The following is a 20647-nucleotide window of genomic DNA, read 5'->3' on the forward strand; positions in this document are numbered from 1 at the left end:
TGCGTTTCAGGTATGCGAATAAAAAGCGCGGCCCATTTCTATAAACACGTGATAACCGCGCATTGATTACTTACCCTATTCACTCGATGCTGGAATAAGTAACATTTTCCCTAAGATTTGACCGCTTTGAATTAGATCGTGCGCCTTAGCAGCTTCGATTAGCGGCATGGTTGAGTAAACAGGCGATAACTTCCCTTCTCTCAATAGTTCAAACACTCGCTCTAGAGAGGCTTTCACTAAAGGAAAATTATTAAAGTAGGTCGCATATATTTCTGAATAAGAAATAGTGGGCGCTTTGCCAAAGTGATTTGCCACTTCAGCCTGCAAATTGCTTTTACCAACCCCCGCTAAAAACCCAAAAATAACAATGTGCCCTAACGTCGCCAGCGCTTCTAAATCCTGCTTTATGGTATCTCCGGCTACAGGATTAAAAATATAGTCAACGCCTTTACCTGCCGTGACTTGCATTACTTGTTCAAGCCAATCCCCTGTCGAATTAAAGGCGTAGTCTGCACCTAGTTTAAGTGCTTGTGCGACCTTCGCGTCTTTTCTGTCTAAAGCAATGACAGTAACTCCAGCAGCCTTTGCTAATTGAATCAATGCCGTGCCCACACCACCGGTCGATGCATACACTAACGCAATCTTACCTTGCTGCGCACGCACAACATTATGCAGCATATGGTATGCGGTAAAATAAGTAACAGGCATTGACCCAGCTTCTAGCAAATTTGCCTCATCGTCCAAAACGATTAGCTTGTCTGCATCAACAGCAGTGTACTGTGCATACATCGAAGCGCCAATAGGACCTAAATAAGCCACTTTTTGACCTTTTTTGAGGGGAGTTCCATTGTTATCGACAATGGTACCACTGCCTTCCACACCAGATACAAAAGGTAACTCAGGCATCATACCGGGTGGCATGCTGCCCTCTCTAATCACGGTATCTATAAAATTAACGGGCGCCGCTGCAACTTTTACCAACACTTGGTTTTTGTTAAGCATCGGAGTCGGCATGTCTGCGTATTGCAACTGTTCACTGCCACCTGTTTGCTCTAATAAAATCGCTTTCATGTTTCTCTCCTGTCATTCATAACAGCCTTATGCTGATACTTGGCCTAACTTTACCTAGCTTATGGCAATGAAAAAATAAGCGATGATGGACTTATCAATCCCATAAATGGGATAATAACCATACACTTTTGTTCGAGGTAAGTATTATGAAACGCGTACTGGATGACCTAAACCTTTTTTGTGCGGTCGTAGAACATGGCAGCTTAAAGGCTGCCTCTAATAGCACCGGCATACCTCACAGTACCGTCAGTCGGAGATTAGAGGCCCTTGAACAGACTTTAGGGTTAACCTTGATGCAAAGGACAACTCGAGAAGTCACCGTTACTCCTAGAGGAAAAGAGTTATATCTTGATTGTGAGCCACTTTTCAATAGACTAAGAGACTCTATCTCACTTGCTGAAGACGCTGAAGCCACGTTTAAAGGCCCACTAAATGTGTCGATGCCAGTGCGAGCAGGAATTGATTTTCTAGGTGCCTGGTTAATCGATTTCGCATCAGAACACCCTGAGTTGAAACTAAATGTCTCCCTTTCAAATGACAACAAGAACCTGATAAAAGAAGATATAGATCTGGCTTTTCGTGTCGGTCCGCTATTAGACTCATCCGCAATAGCATTGCATTTGTGGGATATACCCTATTCACTTTGCGCGCACCACTCGTACATCGAAAAGCATAACTTGAACCCAAACAAAGTTACCGCACACCAAGTATCGACTCTACCTTGTGTAATTGCTCACCCAGCTAAACAATGGTCATTTGTAGATACTTTAAGTAACGAAGTGATGATTTCCCCTCAACCGAGCCTAGAAGTTGATGACTTGGGGCTTGCTTACCATGGTGTACTTACCGGCCAATATATGGCCATGCTGCCTCAATCAATGATAAAAAGTGATGACGTGCAAAGCCTCATGGTTGATGCATTAGCTCCCCGTACCAGAGTAATGTACGCCTACTATTTTGGAAAAAGGCATATACAAAGCCAGATCAAACAGCTGGCAGGCTATGTAAAAAGCAGATTTCATGAAAGTCTTTCAGCACCCAATAACTGACTTCACCCTTGATGAGGATACATTACTTGGCGTGTGTTTAAATACAGTTACGGATTTTGTGTTTCAATAGCTATCACAGAAGAAAGGGTCTCCTGAGGACCCACTTTTGCTGCACCGCCTATGATGTACAGCGTATTGTTTAACGTTACCATACCGTGGCCATGCCTTGGTGTTGGCATATCAGGCAATGACTCCCAGATATCTGTTGATGGATCATAGGACCATACCTGCTTAAATGCTCGGCCGGCTCGCCAATTGTTATCAGGGCCAAATACCTCTCCGCCTGAGACGATTATCTTATCATCTAACACACTTGCCGAGAGCCCTCCAGAAGCAACGGGCAGCGGTGCAACCTGCGTCCACGTATCTTTCTTAGTATCGTACACTTCTACATCGCGAACATTTGCATTATCAGCGCCCGCTACTCTTCCCCCAATGACATATATTTTGTCACCAATTACGGCACTTGCGGCTGAATTTCGCACTATCTTTGCAGGCTTTGCTTTGCGCCAGTAGGCATTGTTCACCAATACGAAGTGCGCATTACTATCAACATGTTTACCTGTTTTCTTAGAAATTGTTTTGCCGCCTATCACATGGATATTTTTTCCGACATTTGCATACACAGATTCCGCTAAAGGAATGGGTAAGGATGGGCCTTTTCGCCACGCTCGAAATGTACCATCTAACCTAAATACAGAGCTTTGAATTTGCCAAGCATCGCCTTTGTTTCCGGTGAAGCCTCCAATCCCGTAAACATAATGTCGATTACTCACCATCCCCAAGTGATGCCTTGCTTCAGGTAAAGACGGCTTTTTTTGCCAGCGACCCGTTGGCGGGTTTAATAAATACACGTCGTCCGTTGGACCTAGTCCAAAAAATGAAGGCTCTTTGGAAGGAGTAAAGCCCCCACCCACTAAAATGCGCTCTTTAAAAACTGCTGGATAGACTTCTTGCAATGCGATGGGTAAAGCTGGTGCTTGTCGCCAAATATCGTTATCACTGGTTTGTGATTCATTACTTGGTTGATTAGCAGATACCAAAACACTGACTAGACTCATTGCAATCATGGCTAATTTAGCAGTTGAGAAGTGCATTTATGCTCCTTAAGGTTATGCCCAAAGAATGATACCGTTAAAACACACGGTAAGATCATTCGCTTTGTGACAAATCAAAGACGATCAATCTGTGCTTTAATCAATAACATATCTTTGAACATAGTGGATAAAAATACGTCCAGCTACTATTTAAGCCGCTAAAATGCAAATTAATGAATACTCGCCAGTCTGGCCCACAAGCTGACGAGCCAGAATAATCATAAAGTACATTACCACGCTTTATTTAATCAACGATTCTCAAGCTAACATGGCCAAAACATATGGCACTCCCCAAGACAACAGTGCGGTAAAGCAAGTCGCCCAGAATACCTGTCGCATTGCCAAACGAGACGCATATCCAACGCTCATTTCTCGTACTATCGTCATCAAAGAAACCACACAAGGCAACATAACGCCAGCAAGATATACAGCGCAAAGTAGTTGAATGTCAGTGATTTCTCCCAGTTTGAGTCCATGCGATGAACTATCAATCAAGCCAATCGCTAAACCATCTTTGCGTATAGCACCAAGTATGACCGCTATGGCTGCGCCCTCAGGTAGATTAACCAAGGCCATCAGTGGTGAAACAAGTTGCGTGAGCGATTCAATAACACCAAGCCATTCACAGAACCCGACTAGCAAACAAATACCAATGAACAAAGGAAAAGCCGTATTAAAAAATGACGACATCACACCAGCCATTTCAGATAAGGCAAACCGCCAATTGGGCGGTTGTAAAAAGCCTCTGCTAAGTAAATTATATGACGCAGCCGCGTGCCGTTGCTGTTTCGTCGTGGTTAAAAGCAGGTAAATACAGGTCGTCACAGCTAGTATGGCCAAGTATGGTAATGTAAGGTATGGCTTGCCTGCGGCAGAGAACACAGCGACTGTGGCGGGTAACTGATAAGAACATGCGGAGCCAAAAGAAATAGCAGATATACAGCTTCCTCTTGTGCAGCATGAGCAGTTTCGGGTTTGAATAATGGCGGGTACATTGCATCCAAAACCCATGATCACTCTCACCAGGTCTCGCCCACTTAGTCCGATTTTATGCATAAATGGGTCGAGGCGGTAAGATAACCGGTCTATGAGGCCTGTGGTTTTATAAATAGATATTATGGCTGAGAACACAACAACCGTCGGTAAAGCATACAAAATCAAAAAAGGCAGCATCGAAATGAGGCCGTAATCACCAACTAGCATATGGCTTAAGGGAGCTGGCAAAGTCCCAAAATTGTCTTTGAGCGTATTAACTGGTGACTCGACATACGGGTAAAGTAAATCGGCAAAAGCATTGGCGTTGGTAACTGCAAACCAGGCAGGTAACACCAGTAAACACAGAGACAGTATGGGCCCAAACCAAGCATATTCAAACAGTAATAGCTGTGGTTTAACTGACCAATTTGCTTCAAGTTTAGGCGCCGCAATTGGAAAACGTTTCGGTTTGGTAAGCGCCTGCTCTATCAGCTCAAGTTGCTCTGTTGTGACATGGCGATTGTCAATGGTTATCCAAGCTAGATCTGTTTCAGTTCTCAGTCTCTCTAGCTCTTGTAGAACATCTTCTCGATGCTTAACTTTGTCCCAATAAGTGATTATGACGATGCCACTGCGCCCTTGTACCATATCCCACAAGTCGCTTAAATCGTCTGGTAGCTCAGTAGATTTAAGCGTCAAGATTACATGCTGACTGGTTTTTAGGCGGCGTAAAACTTGAGAGGTAACAACACTGTCCATCCGCGTTTGAATGCCCGGTGTATCGGTGATCACTTGGCCATTCCAAGTGTACTCCTGACAAAACAATGAACTTCCTTGCAGATTACTGCTTCCAGACTTTTTACCCATGAGGTTTTCAGTTAGTGCGGTCTTGCCAACACTTTCTTTCCCTATGAGGAGCCACTGGCTTTTTACTTTTGGCTCAGGGTAAAAGGTTTGTACATCAATAAACTGCCCCATTAGCAAAAACACTCCTGCTCTTTACAGCAATCTAAATCTTGCAGCAGCATGCCTGCTTGTTTGTAATGTTTGAATATCGAAGTATCCAGCTCAAGCTCACTGGCAATAACCGCACAGGGCGCTGCAAATCGTCCCCTGAATTTATAAATAAAACACAATAATGTGGGATCATGATAAAGGCGCGGACCAGCTAAAAAGACGTTGCGCATTTTAGTCGATTCGTCAAATGGGCTCACCCAAGGATAACCATTATCCTGATATACAAAGAAATCGGTTAGCGGGCCTAAGTCTATCTCAAACCCAGTACAATTTATGGGTGGGAAAGGCGTGAAAACCTCTTTCCCATCGGTGGATTGAACAACGTATCCATCCCCTTGTTGATATACATTGCTGACTTCAAAATCATCGTCATATTCAACACCCTCAGCACTGGATAAACTCGATAACCGCTCTGCGGTATAGGGAGACAATACACGGCTCGGGTCAAATGTATCTTGCTGTGCGCCGCCTATATCTAGCAGCGTCACTTCGTACCCTTGATTCACTAGATTGAATGTCGCATCCACGCCACTTTCATAACCACCAATCACTACATAATGGCCTTTTGATAGCTGATCCCATTCACTTATTTTTGAGTTATGGATACACAGCTCAGCACCGCTAAAACCAGCAGTATTCGGGGATTGAAACTCCCCGCCCGCCCAAATGATAAATTTACAGTGTATCGTTAACTCACCCGCTAACAGCTCATACCCTCTGTTTGGCCCTCGAGAAGACACCGAGTCTAACTGCGTGTTGGTCGTCACTTTAATCTTGTAGTGTTTCGCGACCATATCTAAGTACTTTGCATACTCTTCACCGCTTAGGTGTTCTTTACCAGCACTAAAAGCAGGCGATGTATCTGGTGTTATCGCGTTTAAATCAGTTTGGTGGTAGCCATTGCTGGGAAACGAAGGCGTAATCAAACGCATTGTTTTTGGCCACCTTAAAAACGACTCCCCGATTTCACCTCTTTCCAATACGATGAGTTCTTGATCTTCAATTCCCATTTGCTTCAATAGTGCGGCGCATCCTAACCCCGCAGGGCCTGCACCCACTATCACTACTTCAGTTTTTGTTATTTGTTTTTCACTTGGCATTATCACACCTAAAATTGATACAATATAACATACCAATATACAGCAACAGAAATGAGAATTCATTGCATTTAACTGACAAATTCTCAAAGTCTGCTATGCGAACCTGCTTATCTAGTGCCGCTACCTTCTAGTTATCAGGCACTTGAGTATATTGAACTTTTAGCAAAGTTAGGGACATCGACTTGTTCAAAAAACTTGATATACTGGTTAAAAAATAATAAAAAACATAAAAATGAATAAGTTAGTTATTTCCATGTCTATAGCGCTGTGTAGCTTAGCGCTCCCAAATTTAGCACAAGCATTAACTTGGCAAGAAGTAAGTCAAGATTACAAAACTCAGCTTTTAGATCTTGGGGTCGTCGGCGGTGCAATCTCACTTATCAATCGCGACCAATCAAAGAACACGCTTTACTTTGGTTTAGCCGACAGACAAAGCGCCTCAGCAATTACGGAAAAAACACTTTTTCATTGGGCTTCTATCACCAAAACCTTCACCGGTATTGCTATCATGCAATTAAGAGACAGGCATAAACTAAAACTGTCGGATCCCGTCGTAAAATATCTTCCCGAAATTGCCAAGGTATATAACCCATATGCAAACACTCACGAGATCACAATAAGGCATTTACTGAGCCATTCAGCTGGGTTTCGCGCTTCCAGCTTTCCGTTTAAAACTCATGACTGGCAACCTCATGAACCCACCGATTTTGCACAGCTCACAGCGATGATGCCCTACTCCAAAATTCAATTTGAACCGGGCTCAAAATACAGTTACTCAAACCTTGGGATCAACTTTTTAGGTGAAGTGGTCAAACGTATCACAGGCGATGATATTGAGATTTATATCGATAAAAACATCTTTAAACCATTGAAAATGTACGATGCCTACTTTGACTCAACCCCCTATCACCTGCAAAAGTACCGTTCTAATAATTATTATTTTAAGAACAAAGAATTCCACGCAGGCGGCCCAGAATTCGATACTGGTGTGACTACCGCGAATGGCGGTATCAATGCATCAATTGAAGACATGACGAAATATGTCGCTTTTTTAATTGGTGATGCAGCAAATGCTGCCTATGAAGGCATTCTATCTCGCAGCTCATTGGAAGAAATGTGGCAGCCACAACATTCTACCCAAAAAAGCACCAAAAAAGACGAGCGCATTGGTTTAACCTTTTTCAGCCGAACATTAAAAAACCAGCAGTTTATTGGCCACACAGGCTCTCAGAAAAACTTTTACAGCTCACTGTTCGTTAATCCAATATCTAAAACTGGACACTTGTTTGTGTATAACACCTCAAAAATAGTCACACAAGCTAATGGTAAACGTATCGCCTTGACGATGCCCATCTACCTTCAAACTCAATTACAGTTATTTGAGTTAATGGCAAAGCAGTAGGTACAATCATCAGAGCTATTAAAAAACCACTAGGCTTTTCATTTTTATTCAGTGCTTTCCTGAATTTGTTGAGATATAAATAGCTGGTGTTTTCAATTAGGAACGTGTAATGGATGTCGTACCCACGGTAATTTATTCCTTTATGCTAGGCATCATTGCACTCGCACTTGTACAAGCGGGGTGTAAGCCCAAGCACCAACAAACTACCTTTTTAATTGCACTGTTGTGTCTGCTATTTATCCATGTATGCGGTGAGCTGTTTATTTATTCGGGCGCTTACCGATATTTACCTGGGTTAGCTGGGTTACAGTTTCCAATTCGTACCTTGCTTGGGCCTGCCTTATACTTTTATGCGCGTGCAACCATGTCGCCCGACGTGTCTATCTCGGCGCGCAGCTATGCACTTGCTTCGCTTGGGCCAGTGTTAGTTATCGGTGCAATGATACCTTTCCTGTTTAGCTTAACCCCGCAAGAAAAACTCGCGCTCGCAGACCCCGCTACACGAGATCCGGAGCATTTTAAAGTTGCATTTTTAACTTGCCTCATAGCAATGGTGATTTTTATTACATTTATCGCTATTTATTTTGTGAGTGCTTTGAAAGTACATGCTCGTCATCGCCAGCAACTTATGGAGCGTTTCGCTGACATTCAGTCACGATCTCTCGACTGGTTTAAAGTTACATTGTTGTTGTGGGGGCTAGTGTGGTTTTTTTATGCGACAGCTTACTTGCCAGGGTTTACAGGGTGGCGTATCCCAGGACAAGGCTTCCTTTTACCGTTGCTAGAAGCAAGTGTTTTATTGGCTTTCACACAATTGGCACTCAACCAGCCAATTCTAACGCGCGAAGACAAAGGCATACCCATTGCACATCAAATGAGGACCACAACACTGAGCAAAAGCAAAATGGATGCAATTGCCAAAAAGTTACAAAGCGTCATGGCACAAGAGCAACTTTTTATGAATGATACACTTTCATTAAATCAGCTTTCTCAATCGATCTCTGTCAGTGAAAATCATATTTCAGAGACATTGTCACAATTACTACAAACAAACTTCTTTCAATTTGTGAACGGTTACCGTATCGAGTACGCACAAAAGCTACTATTGGACTCCGATAAACGCATCTCGACGATTCAATATGAGGTCGGGTTTAACGCTAAGTCTACGTTTAACACCGCTTTTAAAAAAGCGACAGGCTTAACCCCTTCACAATACAGAAAACAAGTACACAGTTAACCTCATTGATAGGAACCTAGAAGCGCATGCAAATTGCGTTATGGGTTCCAATTTGTAAGCAAAGTAACATGCCTCTTTGAATATATTCTCCCTTTTAGCTAGTGTTCAACATACGTATTGCAGAAACATAAATAAAACAACTTGAAACTTGATATTTACAACCTATTTGTTACTCTAATCCCAGATAATTTAGACTCAAATTGCCTGTTTTGGTCCCCGCATGAACAATGACGTTACCCTACTTATAGACAAATGGAAGTCTGGGTGTAAACAATCCGAAAGAACGCTCAAAGCCGAGATATTTTTGCACCTAAAAGGTCGCCTCAAAAAGCACAAAGCACAACTGCTCTCTAATGGCGAAGCAGAAGACCTACTGCCAAATACGACCTCGTTTATTAATGAATATTTTATAGACTTTGCACCACCAACCCGAGATTACGAGAACCGTAAGCAATATTTAAAAGACGTATCAATTTTTATTCGAAACGCCTTGATAAGTGAGCTTAGAAAAAGAAAAGCACTAAAGCGCGGCAATCTATTTACCCACACATCTCTAAGCGAATTTCATCGCCTCAATATACCCGAAGATGATGAACAGTATAGTGTTTTTGATGAAGCCATTACCTTACTAAAAAGCCGATCAGAGCAATGTTATGAGGTTGCATTGTTCTACTACTTTTTAGGAATGACGGGTGAAGAAATAGCTAAGGAGTTCGCAATACCGACAGGGAAAATTTATCGCCACATCGATCTTGCTAATGCTTTTTTACGCAGTAAATTCACCGACGCTCCATGACTGTACACAGCCGTGAATCCGTAGACGCATTTAGCATATTTTACGAACTTTTAGATTTCCCTATCGATCAAATGATACAACGCCTAACTCAAATGAAAGGGTTAGATGAAAGCGTATGCTCTGAAGTCCGCCAGCTTGTACAAGCACATATAAAGAATAAACAAGACCACTTTTTACCCCAATTAGTATCGCACAGTGCCAATGTGGCACTTGGCAATGACGAGCTGCTGTATTTACATGGCGTAAAAATCGAAGACTTTGTATTATCTGAACTTATTGGCGATGGTGGTCAAGGTGTTGTGTATAAAGCGCATCGCTCTGATGGCAAGTTTGAGCAAACGGTTGCCATTAAGCTCCTCTATCCAAACTCGTCTATCTCACAGAGAGTATCCACACTAAAACGAGAAGCGCAAAGCCTAGCTAAGTTTCAGCACAGTGGCATTGCTCGTGTATTTACGATTGGTGAATATCAGCATCACTGCTACATGATTATGGATTACATTGACGCCACCCCATTGGACAGGTTCTTTAGTACTCACCCGCTCACGCTAGACAGTGTTATTGAAATTTTCCTTCAAATCTGTGAAGCACTTAATCATGCTCATTCACATCATGTGCTTCACGCGGATATTAAGCCCAGCAATATCTTGATAAACGAACATATGCAGCCACAGTTGATTGACTTTGGTATTTCTAAACAAGTGAGTTTTAACCCCAATCATCAAGTAGACAACGCCGCTGCTGGTTTTACCTATCGCTTTTCCAGTCCTGAGCAGCAAAGAGGAGAATCTCTGAATTACTCCAGTGATGTCTACTCTACGGCTAAAGTGTTTCAATACCTCCTGAATAAACACTTTTCAAATGAGCCGTTAAAAGCACGCCTACTGAAACCCGTGTTAGCAAAAGCGCTAAACAAAAACAAAGGTGAGCGTACCGCCTCAATTAAGTCACTTAAAACGTCTATTGAAGCTGTACATATGCTCACTCCAGAGCAGGCTGGATACATTAGTAAACTGGATCAAGCTAGGTGCCTTTACGCTCGACACTCGAAAATAGTGTGGGTTGTAAGCATGGTGACAATCGTTTTGCTTCCTATGTTGATTGTCTTTTTAAAACAACAAACCGCCATGGCCGATCAGTATTCACAGCAAGTTCAAGTTATGACTTATTTACGCTCTATTTTCGATACCCAACAGGAGGATGATCACTTTCACGATATCCTAAACAAGCACCACCTGCCCGACACAGCTGATACTCAAATTAAGAATATTGAAGGACACGGTAAAATACTGTCGCCATATGTATTCACTAATCATGGTGGCAAAGTTGGTGAACAGATAAAACTCAAAGTCGTAAGTAACCGTGCGGAGCCCGCCGATCTGGCATTCAGTATTACTGGGGGCGGATATATTAGCCATACGGGCTATTATCATCATACTTTTTCAAAATCAGGTATCCACACAGTTACAATCGAAGCAGTAAAACATAGCCAAGAATACGACAAGCTTATTTTGCGATTTGTTATTAGAGACGGTAAATCGTTGCCTATTAAATTTGATGATGTCCCCGCCACACACCCCTATTTTGAAAATATACATTATCTTGCATTACGAGGAGTGGTCATCGGCAGACCAAACCCTCACGGCAATGGACGCTTGTTTCAGCCATCTCAAATAGCAAAGCAAGCAGAAGTCCTCTCTATTTTATATCTCGCCGCTCACGCACAGGGCCTCATTACACTTAGAAAAACACAACAACAGTACGACAACTTAACGGTTATTAATGAACGTGGTTATCTAGAGGACTTCTCGTGGGCTAACACTTACTTAAGCTATGCGCAACAGCACAACCTATCAATAGATCCTACGCAATTCGAACCGAAAAAGCCTGCATCAAAAGCATGGCTTGCAAAGACCGTCAGTCAGTTGTTGAATTTGTATGATCCCACCCAGCTAAGTAGCTATGAACACGTAGAATTTAAAGACCACCTTGAATTTAACAATGCTCAGGCTCTGAGGTACGCGCAAATTTGTAGTTTGTATGGTCTCTGTGTTAGTCATGATGGTCAATTTCAACCTCAACGTGCCGTAACACGTGCAGAAGTTGCCGACATGGGAGCTAAGATCCTCAAGCTCTCTAAACCTGACATTTTGTAGACGCTGCGACTCAACACTGCGCTCATTTCCCTAGCGACAAATAAAATACGCAAAAGTCTGAAAAATTTCGCCAAATTGCGTGCCTTAACAGTTTATGCGCAACTGCTTATTATATCACCTGTTACAAAAACACCACCGCAATCGACTTCACGCAAGGTGTAAACCTTTTAAAAATAAGGAAAATAGTTAATGAAAATCAAAATATTAGCAACGTCACTTGTACTGTTCAGCGCAGCTTCAAGTCAGGCGAACACGCAAGATGTTATCGTTGAGGTTGTTGAAGCCCCAGATAACTTCGTGCAAACCAGTACGCCTCAGTGCGGTTACTGCCCGCAATTTTTGAAACCTCTCGGCGATATAGCATGGACCAGGTCATCGAAAGGTACTACCAATACGGCACTGTGCTATGACTTTGTCAAATTCGATGGAGATGATGAAACTGACTGTATCATCAGGTACTCAAACCACAGTGACACTGCACAGCTTGTGGATACAACACGGACAAAGTGGATTAGTATGAAATACCCAAACGGATTAGCCGCTTACACCTCTGCTGGGGAAGGCTTATTTCTTAGAATGGGTAGTCAAGCATGCAAAAGTTATCTCAATGCACAAGATTACGTAAAAGTTAATCTTTGATTTAACACCGAATCATAAATCGCTATCAGGGGCCCGAAATAGCGTGCCCCTGCAGTCGCACCTTTACCGCCTGCCAGCTTTAAAAACTCGCCAATGAGTTAACACTCATCTGATACGACAACTTCTCTCTATGAAGCATTTTATCTAGCACTTATTGGTAATCAGCACAGCTCCACACTTCAACGTTTTGCACCCGAAGCTTCAATCACAACATTTATTCACAACTCAGATCGGCGCAAACTATTTCTCTAAAAAAGTGAATTAATTCGGAAAAAAACCACTAAATTGCGTGCCTTCAAGCTTGGGAAAATCGCAAATATCCTTGTCTTATCACGAAGCAATATGTGATCCGCACTTCTCCTACATGGAAAGTTATTACTCTCATTAACCATTGAGGTTTTTATGAAAAACATGACATTAGTATTGGTTGCACTCTCTACATTTTTATCAACGTCAGCCCTAGCAGGCACGGTTACTGGCGATCAGTGCTGGACAGAAGATAACAGTGTTAAGTTCAGAGCAAAGGCATCGTTTTGGGATAGAATTGCCGAAAATAAACTTTATATCAGTGTTACGACTGATCACAACCGAACTTACACCGTAACCAGACCATTGACGAATACTCAAAGCGTATTCATGGATAATTATTTTACATCCATGTTTCAGCAGTCAGGTTACCCGAATGCGCAGCCAGTGAGCTATCGCATCTACGACGCATTTGGTAGCGTAGACAAAAGTGGCAGCTGTATTTAATGCATTGTAGGAAGGGGGGCTAGCCCCCTTTCTTTGTTTGAAAAGCAGTCGTTTAATTTAAATGTTGAGAATCAATTACCCCAGCTTAAGCGGATGTTTTTAAAACAAAGTACTCAAAGCTTATCATCTCAGTGCATTTGTAAGTCACGTACGTAGTCTACTCGGGTAAGCTCAATTACTTGCTCATCAATGATATGAGACTCTATTAGTACATCTCCTACTAACGCAAACACTCTATTGCCAATATAAAATGGCCTTGAGTTACCATACCAATCACTGCAACTCACTTCGCAATCAATAAAGGTTTGTGGGTTAACTTTGGCTTTAGCTTGACCTGCTAGAGACACAGGTGCATTGCTCGTTACTCCCAAATATACAATGCTCAAGTCATCTTCCATCTTTTCTGATAGGCTTGCTTTGCTCAGTGCCGTAATGCCTGCAATGCCATAGTTGTCAGTCACGCTTTTATAGTTAAACGCATGGCTAATATTTTCTTTTTCTAAAAACTTGTCGAACACCCCTTCACTATCAATAGATGGGCTACCTGTTAGGTTGATAATCGACACGCTATAGTTTTCTTGTAGATTGACTCCAGACACAAACAGCTTGCCACCAATGGGCTCAATTCGATCCACAGTATGTGGTAAGCCAAAAGTAAGTTGTTCATCACGAGATAAATGAGTCAAAGAAAGACTGTCTAATTGCTCGACATGCCTATTCTCAATGTGACCTCCATATAAGTTTTCATCCAGCACTAGCCACTCATTGGTGAAGCGGTTATTAATATATTGTGTCGCCACAGACCATTCGCGCTGGGGCTTAACGATGCTTGCATTACGTTGTTCGAATACGACATCAGGGAGCTTATAGAGCAAGGCACTTATCTCAGGGGTCGAATGCGCTTCACTCACAGTCAATAGATGTAATGCCCCTTCGCTTTGCATAAATGAAAACTGATTACGGGGCTTCCCTTTAACCAATGCACTGCCCATAACCTCACCGCTGTGCGGCAACATAAATAACCTCGACACTGCTTGAGTCTGCACGCCCTCATACTGAAAGTCAGTCAGTCTCTCTTCATGCAAAATCGATGTAGACAGATAAAATGCTGAATTGGAAACAAAATATTCGTACTCACCAGAAGCCACAACCGCCGTGCCACCGCAATCAAAATTGACCGTTAAAGGGTCACAAACAATGACTGTATGCAGTATCGGTGACAACTGCATGTCTAAAGGTTTATAGATGTCTTTAGCGCCTATGATATTTTGCCACTTTAATGCGCCAAACCCTTCGTCAGGGATTTTTGCAAATTGTGGCAAGATGCGTGTCTTACGTTTATTTGCATACTCAGATGTAAGCTCGACAGGCAAGTATGTGAGATACTTATTATTGACAATTCTAGAGCCAAAATTAGAACCGCTAAAGTAATCATCTGATTTGATTAAAATACCATCTCGATAAGTAATTTCGCCCTGACTGCCTAAATTAAAACGCAGCAGCTGCGATGCATCTAATCCATAGTTATAGCCAAGCACCAGTAACGTATCTTTTAATACGAGCAGCTCGTCATACCAAACATCTTGATTCCAAGAAGGTTGGTTTATTTCAACTTTTGACTTGGCATGAAGTATATCGTGGCTGTTCTCGGTGATTTTGACAGAATAAATGACCCCTTTACGGAGAATAATCAAGTAGTCTCCAGTGAATTTTATAATGCCACCTTCATCGACATTGTCGACTTGATTATTGGTGATACTTAAGTCAGAAGAAGCAATACGGCTTCCAGTCACTTCTATAAACTCAACTCCTTCAGAGTAGTGCTCTAAAAGCTGCTTGCGGCGTTCCGTCTCACGATAACGGTGTAATTGGTGCATGCCCTCCATATAATTTTCAAAGTCTGCTTGTGATTGAAATGTCGTAACATGTGCCGATTTCAACCCTCTTAAACTTGGCTGTTTAAAACTACTACACCCACTCATTAACAATGTCACTAAGCATGAAAACAGTAAAACTTGCTTCATAGTCACTCCTAGTATTTACGCACACATCATCATAAAGACCCTGCACTCTTCGCTATCGCTGCTGTTAATCGACGCTTACGATTTAAATAGGCTTCGTAACCGTCATCGTCTTTCTCAGCTAATTCCAATGCAATATTTACCTGCTCTAAAGATTGCACATATTGGCTGTTCTGCTCGTACGCATAGGCCAGACCATTATAAGCACTGGCCATGGTTGGGTTTTGTTCGATGTTGTATTTAAAGATTTCAATCGCCGCTACAAAATCTTTGGCATCCACCAGCTCATACCCTAGTCCGCGTAATACCCACTCTTCGGGAAGAATCGGCTCTGCGCGTTGAAAAGAAACCTGTTTATAATATTGTTTGATAGAGCTCACTCCATCCGTCAGCGCACTGCTAGGCATTATGAGAGACAAAAACAGGTTATGATACGCATTAAACACCCCCGCTGCAGAAGTCATCGCGTGCGGTACATCATCAAAAGTATCTCCCGTTAATTTAAATTTGTGCGGTTTATTGTTTGCTAGAAATGAGTGCAACTCATCATAAATGTCACGCATTGGCGCGGCCTCTGAGCCAATATTGATGTAGAGGTAATTGTCAAATGTCTGTCTCTTAGCTACAAAAGATTTTACATTTTTAAGGGTGCTATGTGCCCCCCACCATACAGCTGGGCTGTACGCAATATGCCCTTGAAATAAATGAGGTCTTGACTGCATTGCGTGCAACACCAGTAGTCCACCAATGGACGCGCCTGAAAAGACTTTAAAATCATGTGTTCGAAAAGTGCGATTGACCTCTGGGATCAGCTCTTTTTCTATGAAATCTAAAAACTTGTCGCCGCCACCACCAACGCCCACAGGACCTCTTGGGTCATAATTTACAGTCGGAGCCAAGTCTCTTGCTCTATCGGTGTTTTCAATCGCAACTATGATCATTTCTGGCGCTGCACCTGAGCGATGAAGCTTGTTTAATACCGCGGATTCTAAAGGGATATTCTCTTTACCATCAAGCCGATACAAGACCGGAAAAACCTTTTGTTCATTTGTATAATAGGAGTCAGGAAGTAAGATTGTAACCGTTCTTTGCTCAGACAATATTTTTGAAGAAAGCGTCTTGGTTATGTTCAGTTGCTCTGTTGCAAGGAGCGAGCTCGTGGTGAGAAGAAATAAAAGCGTAGTGAGTATGATTTTGGCATAAAACATCGAATTTCCTTTTTTGTTATTATGCCAACACCTTAAATAATCAAAAGCATTTTTGCAAAACTAAAAAACGAGCAGCCATACTTGCTTATTTCATTGGCTAAATATCAAACGCCAAGTGTAAAGAAGCGCGCTTAACGAGTTCTATAAACGCCCTCACCTTTGGCATATTCAACATGTCTCGATGTACCAACATCCATGCATTTACTTGCCATTGTTGTTCAATATCAACTTCAATCAGCGCAGAATTGTTCGCAATGGTTTCCTTGGTGGATACACCAATACCAAACCCATGATGTAATGCATAATTAAGGACCTGCCCGACGGAGCTTGTCAGCACAATTTGCTGCGTTGGAATGTGATTATAGATCCACTCGTTCCAAGGTAGATGGGCCACCCGCTCATTTAGAGCAATGAACTTATGCTCCGTGATATTACTTTTATTTGGGATACCAAAGCGTTCGATATAATCGACGTGAGCACATAGCTTTAATTCAATCTGTGCAAATTCAAAAACGATATTATCTGGCGTATCTGGCCTTGGACCCATTCTAATGGCAATGTCGGCCTCGCCGTACTCCAGAGCAAACTTGCGAATATCGCCAAGTATATCTACCTGCATTTTTGGAAATAGGGTCTGGTATTCCATAATTAGCGGCATCAGCATGGGGGCTAACTCACTGACACATGTTATGCTGAGCTTACCTGCTAACTCACGCTCAGCACTGCTTGCATTGTTTACAAACTGCGTAAACTGAACGTCTGTCACCTCCCCAAGTCGCATGACTTCTAATCCAGCTTCGGTCGGTATATAGCCTCGATCGTTGCGTTGAAAAAGCTTAACAGACAAAGCAGCTTCCAATGCATCAATATGACGCATAACGGTACTGCGGTGAATCCCTAAATCCTCCGCCGTCGCACTCAGCGTACCAAGCTTACCTAGACGATAGGCCGTTTTCATTTCGGTCCATTTGTTCATTTTTAATCCCGTTGCAAAAACGCACACCCCGGTTGCATTTTGTATCATTCATTGCGCATTCGCAACAGGTTAAGCTACCTATATCGCTCGAATTCAATTAAGACAGAGATATGAGAACACAAGTATTAATCATTGGCGGAGGCTTTGCTGGGGCCTCTACTGCACAAGCGCTTGAAAAACGCGGTATAAACACGACGTTAGTGGATAAAAAGGATTATTTTGAGGTGACTTACGCCGTACTAAGAGATGTAGCCCACCCTGAGAAAAACAACGGAAAGTCGAGAAAACGTTACGCCGACTTTCTCGATGGCCAATTTATCCAAAGCGCAGTCGTCGAACTCAATGCTCATTTCGCAGTGCTCGCAAGCGGCGAAACAATCCATTTTGATATAGTCGTTATCGCTTCAGGGTCCAGATACCCAAGCTTACCACTTGCAAAGTCAGTCGACGCGAGCTCTCTTGAAAGCAGAAATAATGAATTGCAAACGTATCATGATGCGCTCAAACAAGCTAAAGACGTACTCATTCTTGGCGGCGGCGTTGTCGGTGTCGAGCTTGCGGGCGAACTTGCTTACGCAATGCCGCACCTCAAAGTGACTTTGGCACACAATGGGCCTCATCTTCTCAATGGATTCAAAAGCAAGGCAAGCAAAAAAGCGCTCAGTCAACTGACACGCATTGGCGTTGAAGTGCAGTTTAATGCCCGCTACCAAGAAACTGAAGATGGGCTCGTCAACACAACCAATGGAGCTAAAATCAATCCAGATATCACTTTTAGCGCAACAGGTGTTATCCCCAATAACGAATTTTTAAAGCGACATTATGCACACGTATTGAACCCGCAAGGTCAAGTCATAGTGAATGAGGCACTTGCCGTAACTGGACAACAACATATGTATGCCATAGGTGACATTGCGGATGTGGGCGAGGCCAAATTGGGGTACTTGGCCGTTGAGCAAGGTAAATACTTAGCAAACTCGATTGCTAAGCAAATTTCAGGGTCACAACCAAAACCTTACAAACGTCACCCATTTATGGCGCTCGTTCCGACTGGCCAAGAAACCGGCATCGTGCAATTTCCATTTATGGTCTCAACTTGGAAACCGCTGGTGAATATCAAACAAAAAGACTTGTTTATCAGCAAAACATTTAATGGATTCACTCAATGACTATTACTTTGCGTATCCGCTACTTAGAATACTGAAAAAGCTTTTTGATAACGAGATTGTCAAGCAGCCAACATTACTAAGACAGCTATGACAATTGCCATAAAAATAGAGCTAAACCTGTACAACAGGACGATTATGGCGTCTTGCAGGTTTGGTACAACATCAGTTAGCGGTACACTCAAGGCCCCTATGGCAGAAAACCCAATACCGCCATAAAGAGGGCCTTTTGAAAGCATACAAACACAGACATTGAAACGAACCAACCCATAGTAACTTGAGATAACTTGTCGTGATGACGTTTCAAATTCAGTTTGGCTTTATAAAAAAGCCAAACCGTACGGTCATTACTTGAGTAAAAAGCGTCGAAGAGTGTTAAAAACAAAATCCCTGTTTTTTAAAATAAATCGGTTTTTAGGAAGCCACGCACTTGAATACAAAACCGTTTTTGCTTTAGAAAAAGTCAAAAAGCCTTCATAACCATGGTAGTGCCCCATACCTGAATTACCTACCCCACCAAACGGTGCATCATCGGCTGCAACATGCATGGCAGTGTCATTAATTGCGACGCCACCACTGTGCGTATTGGTAATAACCCGGTCAATCAATGTCTTGTTATTCGACATGATATAAAGTGCAAGTGGTCTTGGACGTTCGTTTATGTAATTGAGTACTTCACCTATGTCTGAGTATGTAATGACAGGCAAAATTGAGCCAAAAATTTCCTCCTGCATGACAGACATATCCGCAGTTACATCTGTTATTACGTGCGGATAAACCAATCGCCCTAAGCGCGTATCTATGTCTTTTACAGCATGAATATGTGCGCCTTTCGCTTTAGCGTCATCTATAAATCCCATCAGTCTTTGATATTGTCTTGCGCTGACAATATGAGTCTGACTGTTGCTATCTGAGCTGTCGAGGTGATATTCACGGTAACGTGCTAGGAAAGTTTCAACAAATTCATCTTTTCTCGACTCTGGTACGAACACATAGTCTGGTGAGACACATATTTGCCCCGAGTTCACTGATTTACCAACAATCAAAGCGTCAACCGCTATATCCATGCTGATCTTGTCATCGACAATTGTTGGCGACTTTCCGCCCAGCTCTAAAGTAATCGGAGTAAGATTGTCGGCAGCCGATTTAGCCACTAACTTTCCAACCGTTGAAGAACCCGTAAAAATCAGATGATCAAAAGGCAGTGCAGAGAAAGCAGCACCAACATCTGCCTCTCCTTCAAATACTTGAATATGTTTACTCAATCCGCTCAATGCTTGTCTAAGCGCATTATTTGCATTTGGCGTAAACTCACTCATTTTGATCATCACACGATTACCTGCTGCAAGCGCTTGGATAGCAGGGCCCATTGATAAAAAGATCGGGAAATTCCATGGCGTGATCACACCAACAACGCCGAGAGGCTGATAATGCACTTTGACTTTAGATGGCAACAACATAAGACCAGCGTGACGTTTAGACGGTTTCATCCACTTTTTGAGATGCTTAATCGCATAGTTAATGCCAGCAACACTAGGCAAAACATCGGCAATTAACGTGTCAAACTCACTACGGTATCCATAATCTTGCTTAAGCGCCTGATAGAAAGCGTGTTCGTTTTTAATGAGTGCGACTTTGAGCGCCTTTAGTACGGCAACACGCTCCTCAAAGCTTGGGGCTGGATTGCTATTATATGCCGCCTTCATGGTGACAAAGTCATGTTTCAATTGCTCAGGCGATAAACTGGTAAAAGGCGATACACTTCTAAGGTTAGTCATTTAAATCTCACTTTTCGTTAAGCTGATCATATCAGTATTTATTTAACGCCGGCTGTTACAAAGACAAACTCAGTTTGTAATACGCTATCAAGGCGTTTAGAAATCTGTGATTAGACTAACGGCTAACCGCACAAAAGAATAATTATAATCTTTGGCTAGGGTTGCAAAATTTTGGAATAACAAAACTAAACAGTGCGAATTAAGAC

General features: G+C 42.5%; 16 protein-coding genes. 8 read left to right on the top strand and 8 right to left on the bottom strand.

What is annotated here, in order from left to right; all coding sequences use genetic code 11:
• Positions 1-75 precede the first annotated feature (75 nt).
• The gene (locus N480_RS00080; protein WP_063370513.1) at positions 76-1071 is read right to left on the bottom strand and encodes a quinone oxidoreductase family protein; all 996 of its coding nucleotides are present in this window, start codon (positions 1069-1071) and stop codon (positions 76-78) included.
• A gap of 146 nt (positions 1072-1217) precedes the next feature.
• Between N480_RS00080 and N480_RS00085 the strand changes: the two genes are divergently transcribed.
• A complete protein-coding gene (locus tag N480_RS00085) occupies positions 1218-2120 on the top strand; it encodes a LysR family transcriptional regulator (RefSeq protein WP_063370514.1) in 903 nt (300 codons plus the stop codon).
• A gap of 47 nt (positions 2121-2167) precedes the next feature.
• Here the strand turns inward: N480_RS00085 and N480_RS00090 are convergent, their stop codons facing one another.
• From N480_RS00090 to N480_RS00100, 3 genes are all read right to left on the bottom strand, one after another.
• Positions 2168-3217: a Kelch repeat-containing protein gene (locus N480_RS00090; RefSeq protein ID WP_063370515.1), complete on the bottom strand. Its 1050-nt coding sequence runs from the start codon at positions 3215-3217 to the stop codon at positions 2168-2170.
• 258 nt (positions 3218-3475) lie between these two features.
• Positions 3476-5170: a nucleoside recognition domain-containing protein gene (locus N480_RS00095; protein WP_063370516.1), complete on the bottom strand. Its 1695-nt coding sequence runs from the start codon at positions 5168-5170 to the stop codon at positions 3476-3478.
• Positions 5170-6309 (bottom strand): NAD(P)/FAD-dependent oxidoreductase, encoded by a 1140-nt coding sequence (locus tag N480_RS00100; protein ID WP_063370517.1) that lies wholly within the window; start codon positions 6307-6309, stop codon positions 5170-5172. The genes N480_RS00095 and N480_RS00100 overlap by 1 nt, the downstream gene beginning before the upstream one ends.
• Before the next feature lie 232 nt (positions 6310-6541).
• On the opposite strand from N480_RS00100, the gene N480_RS00105 reads away from it, so the two are divergent.
• From N480_RS00105 to N480_RS00130, 6 genes are all read left to right on the top strand, one after another.
• The gene (locus tag N480_RS00105) at positions 6542-7711 is read left to right on the top strand and encodes a serine hydrolase domain-containing protein (RefSeq protein ID WP_081231694.1); all 1170 of its coding nucleotides are present in this window, start codon (positions 6542-6544) and stop codon (positions 7709-7711) included.
• A gap of 109 nt (positions 7712-7820) precedes the next feature.
• Positions 7821-8948: a helix-turn-helix domain-containing protein gene (locus N480_RS00110; protein WP_063370519.1), complete on the top strand. Its 1128-nt coding sequence runs from the start codon at positions 7821-7823 to the stop codon at positions 8946-8948.
• Positions 8949-9168: 220 nt separating this feature from the next.
• Positions 9169-9744 (top strand): ECF-type sigma factor, encoded by a 576-nt coding sequence (locus N480_RS00115; RefSeq protein WP_063370520.1) that lies wholly within the window; start codon positions 9169-9171, stop codon positions 9742-9744.
• Positions 9741-11900 (top strand): serine/threonine protein kinase, encoded by a 2160-nt coding sequence (locus N480_RS00120; RefSeq protein WP_063370521.1) that lies wholly within the window; start codon positions 9741-9743, stop codon positions 11898-11900. The genes N480_RS00115 and N480_RS00120 overlap by 4 nt, the downstream gene beginning before the upstream one ends.
• Positions 11901-12089: 189 nt before the next feature.
• Entirely contained in the window at positions 12090-12539 is a 450-nt protein-coding gene (locus N480_RS00125) for a hypothetical protein (protein ID WP_063370522.1), read from the top strand.
• A gap of 402 nt (positions 12540-12941) precedes the next feature.
• On the top strand, positions 12942-13292 hold the full coding sequence (locus tag N480_RS00130; RefSeq protein WP_063370523.1) for a hypothetical protein: 351 nt from the start codon (positions 12942-12944) through the stop codon (positions 13290-13292).
• Positions 13293-13420: 128 nt separating this feature from the next.
• Here the strand turns inward: N480_RS00130 and N480_RS00135 are convergent, their stop codons facing one another.
• The 3 genes from N480_RS00135 to N480_RS00145 all read right to left on the bottom strand — a co-directional run bounded on the left by N480_RS00135 (position 13421) and on the right by N480_RS00145 (position 17497).
• Positions 13421-15316, bottom strand: a complete 1896-nt coding sequence (locus tag N480_RS00135; protein ID WP_063370524.1) for a beta-propeller domain-containing protein — start codon at positions 15314-15316, stop codon at positions 13421-13423.
• Positions 15317-15345: 29 nt separating this feature from the next.
• Positions 15346-16521: an alpha/beta hydrolase-fold protein gene (locus N480_RS00140; RefSeq protein WP_063370525.1), complete on the bottom strand. Its 1176-nt coding sequence runs from the start codon at positions 16519-16521 to the stop codon at positions 15346-15348.
• A 97-nt stretch (positions 16522-16618) separates the two neighbouring features.
• The gene (locus N480_RS00145; RefSeq protein WP_063370747.1) at positions 16619-17497 is read right to left on the bottom strand and encodes a LysR family transcriptional regulator; all 879 of its coding nucleotides are present in this window, start codon (positions 17495-17497) and stop codon (positions 16619-16621) included.
• A gap of 110 nt (positions 17498-17607) precedes the next feature.
• Between N480_RS00145 and N480_RS00150 the strand changes: the two genes are divergently transcribed.
• A complete protein-coding gene (locus N480_RS00150; protein ID WP_063370526.1) occupies positions 17608-18666 on the top strand; it encodes an NAD(P)/FAD-dependent oxidoreductase in 1059 nt (352 codons plus the stop codon).
• A 344-nt stretch (positions 18667-19010) separates the two neighbouring features.
• Here N480_RS00150 and N480_RS00155 read toward each other — a convergent pair whose 3' ends face one another.
• Entirely contained in the window at positions 19011-20441 is a 1431-nt protein-coding gene (locus N480_RS00155; RefSeq protein WP_063370527.1) for a coniferyl aldehyde dehydrogenase, read from the bottom strand.
• Between the last annotated feature and the right edge of the window lie 206 nt (positions 20442-20647).

The organism is Pseudoalteromonas luteoviolacea S2607 (assembly GCF_001625575.1).
In the GTDB taxonomy this organism is placed as follows: domain Bacteria; phylum Pseudomonadota; class Gammaproteobacteria; order Enterobacterales; family Alteromonadaceae; genus Pseudoalteromonas; species Pseudoalteromonas luteoviolacea_E.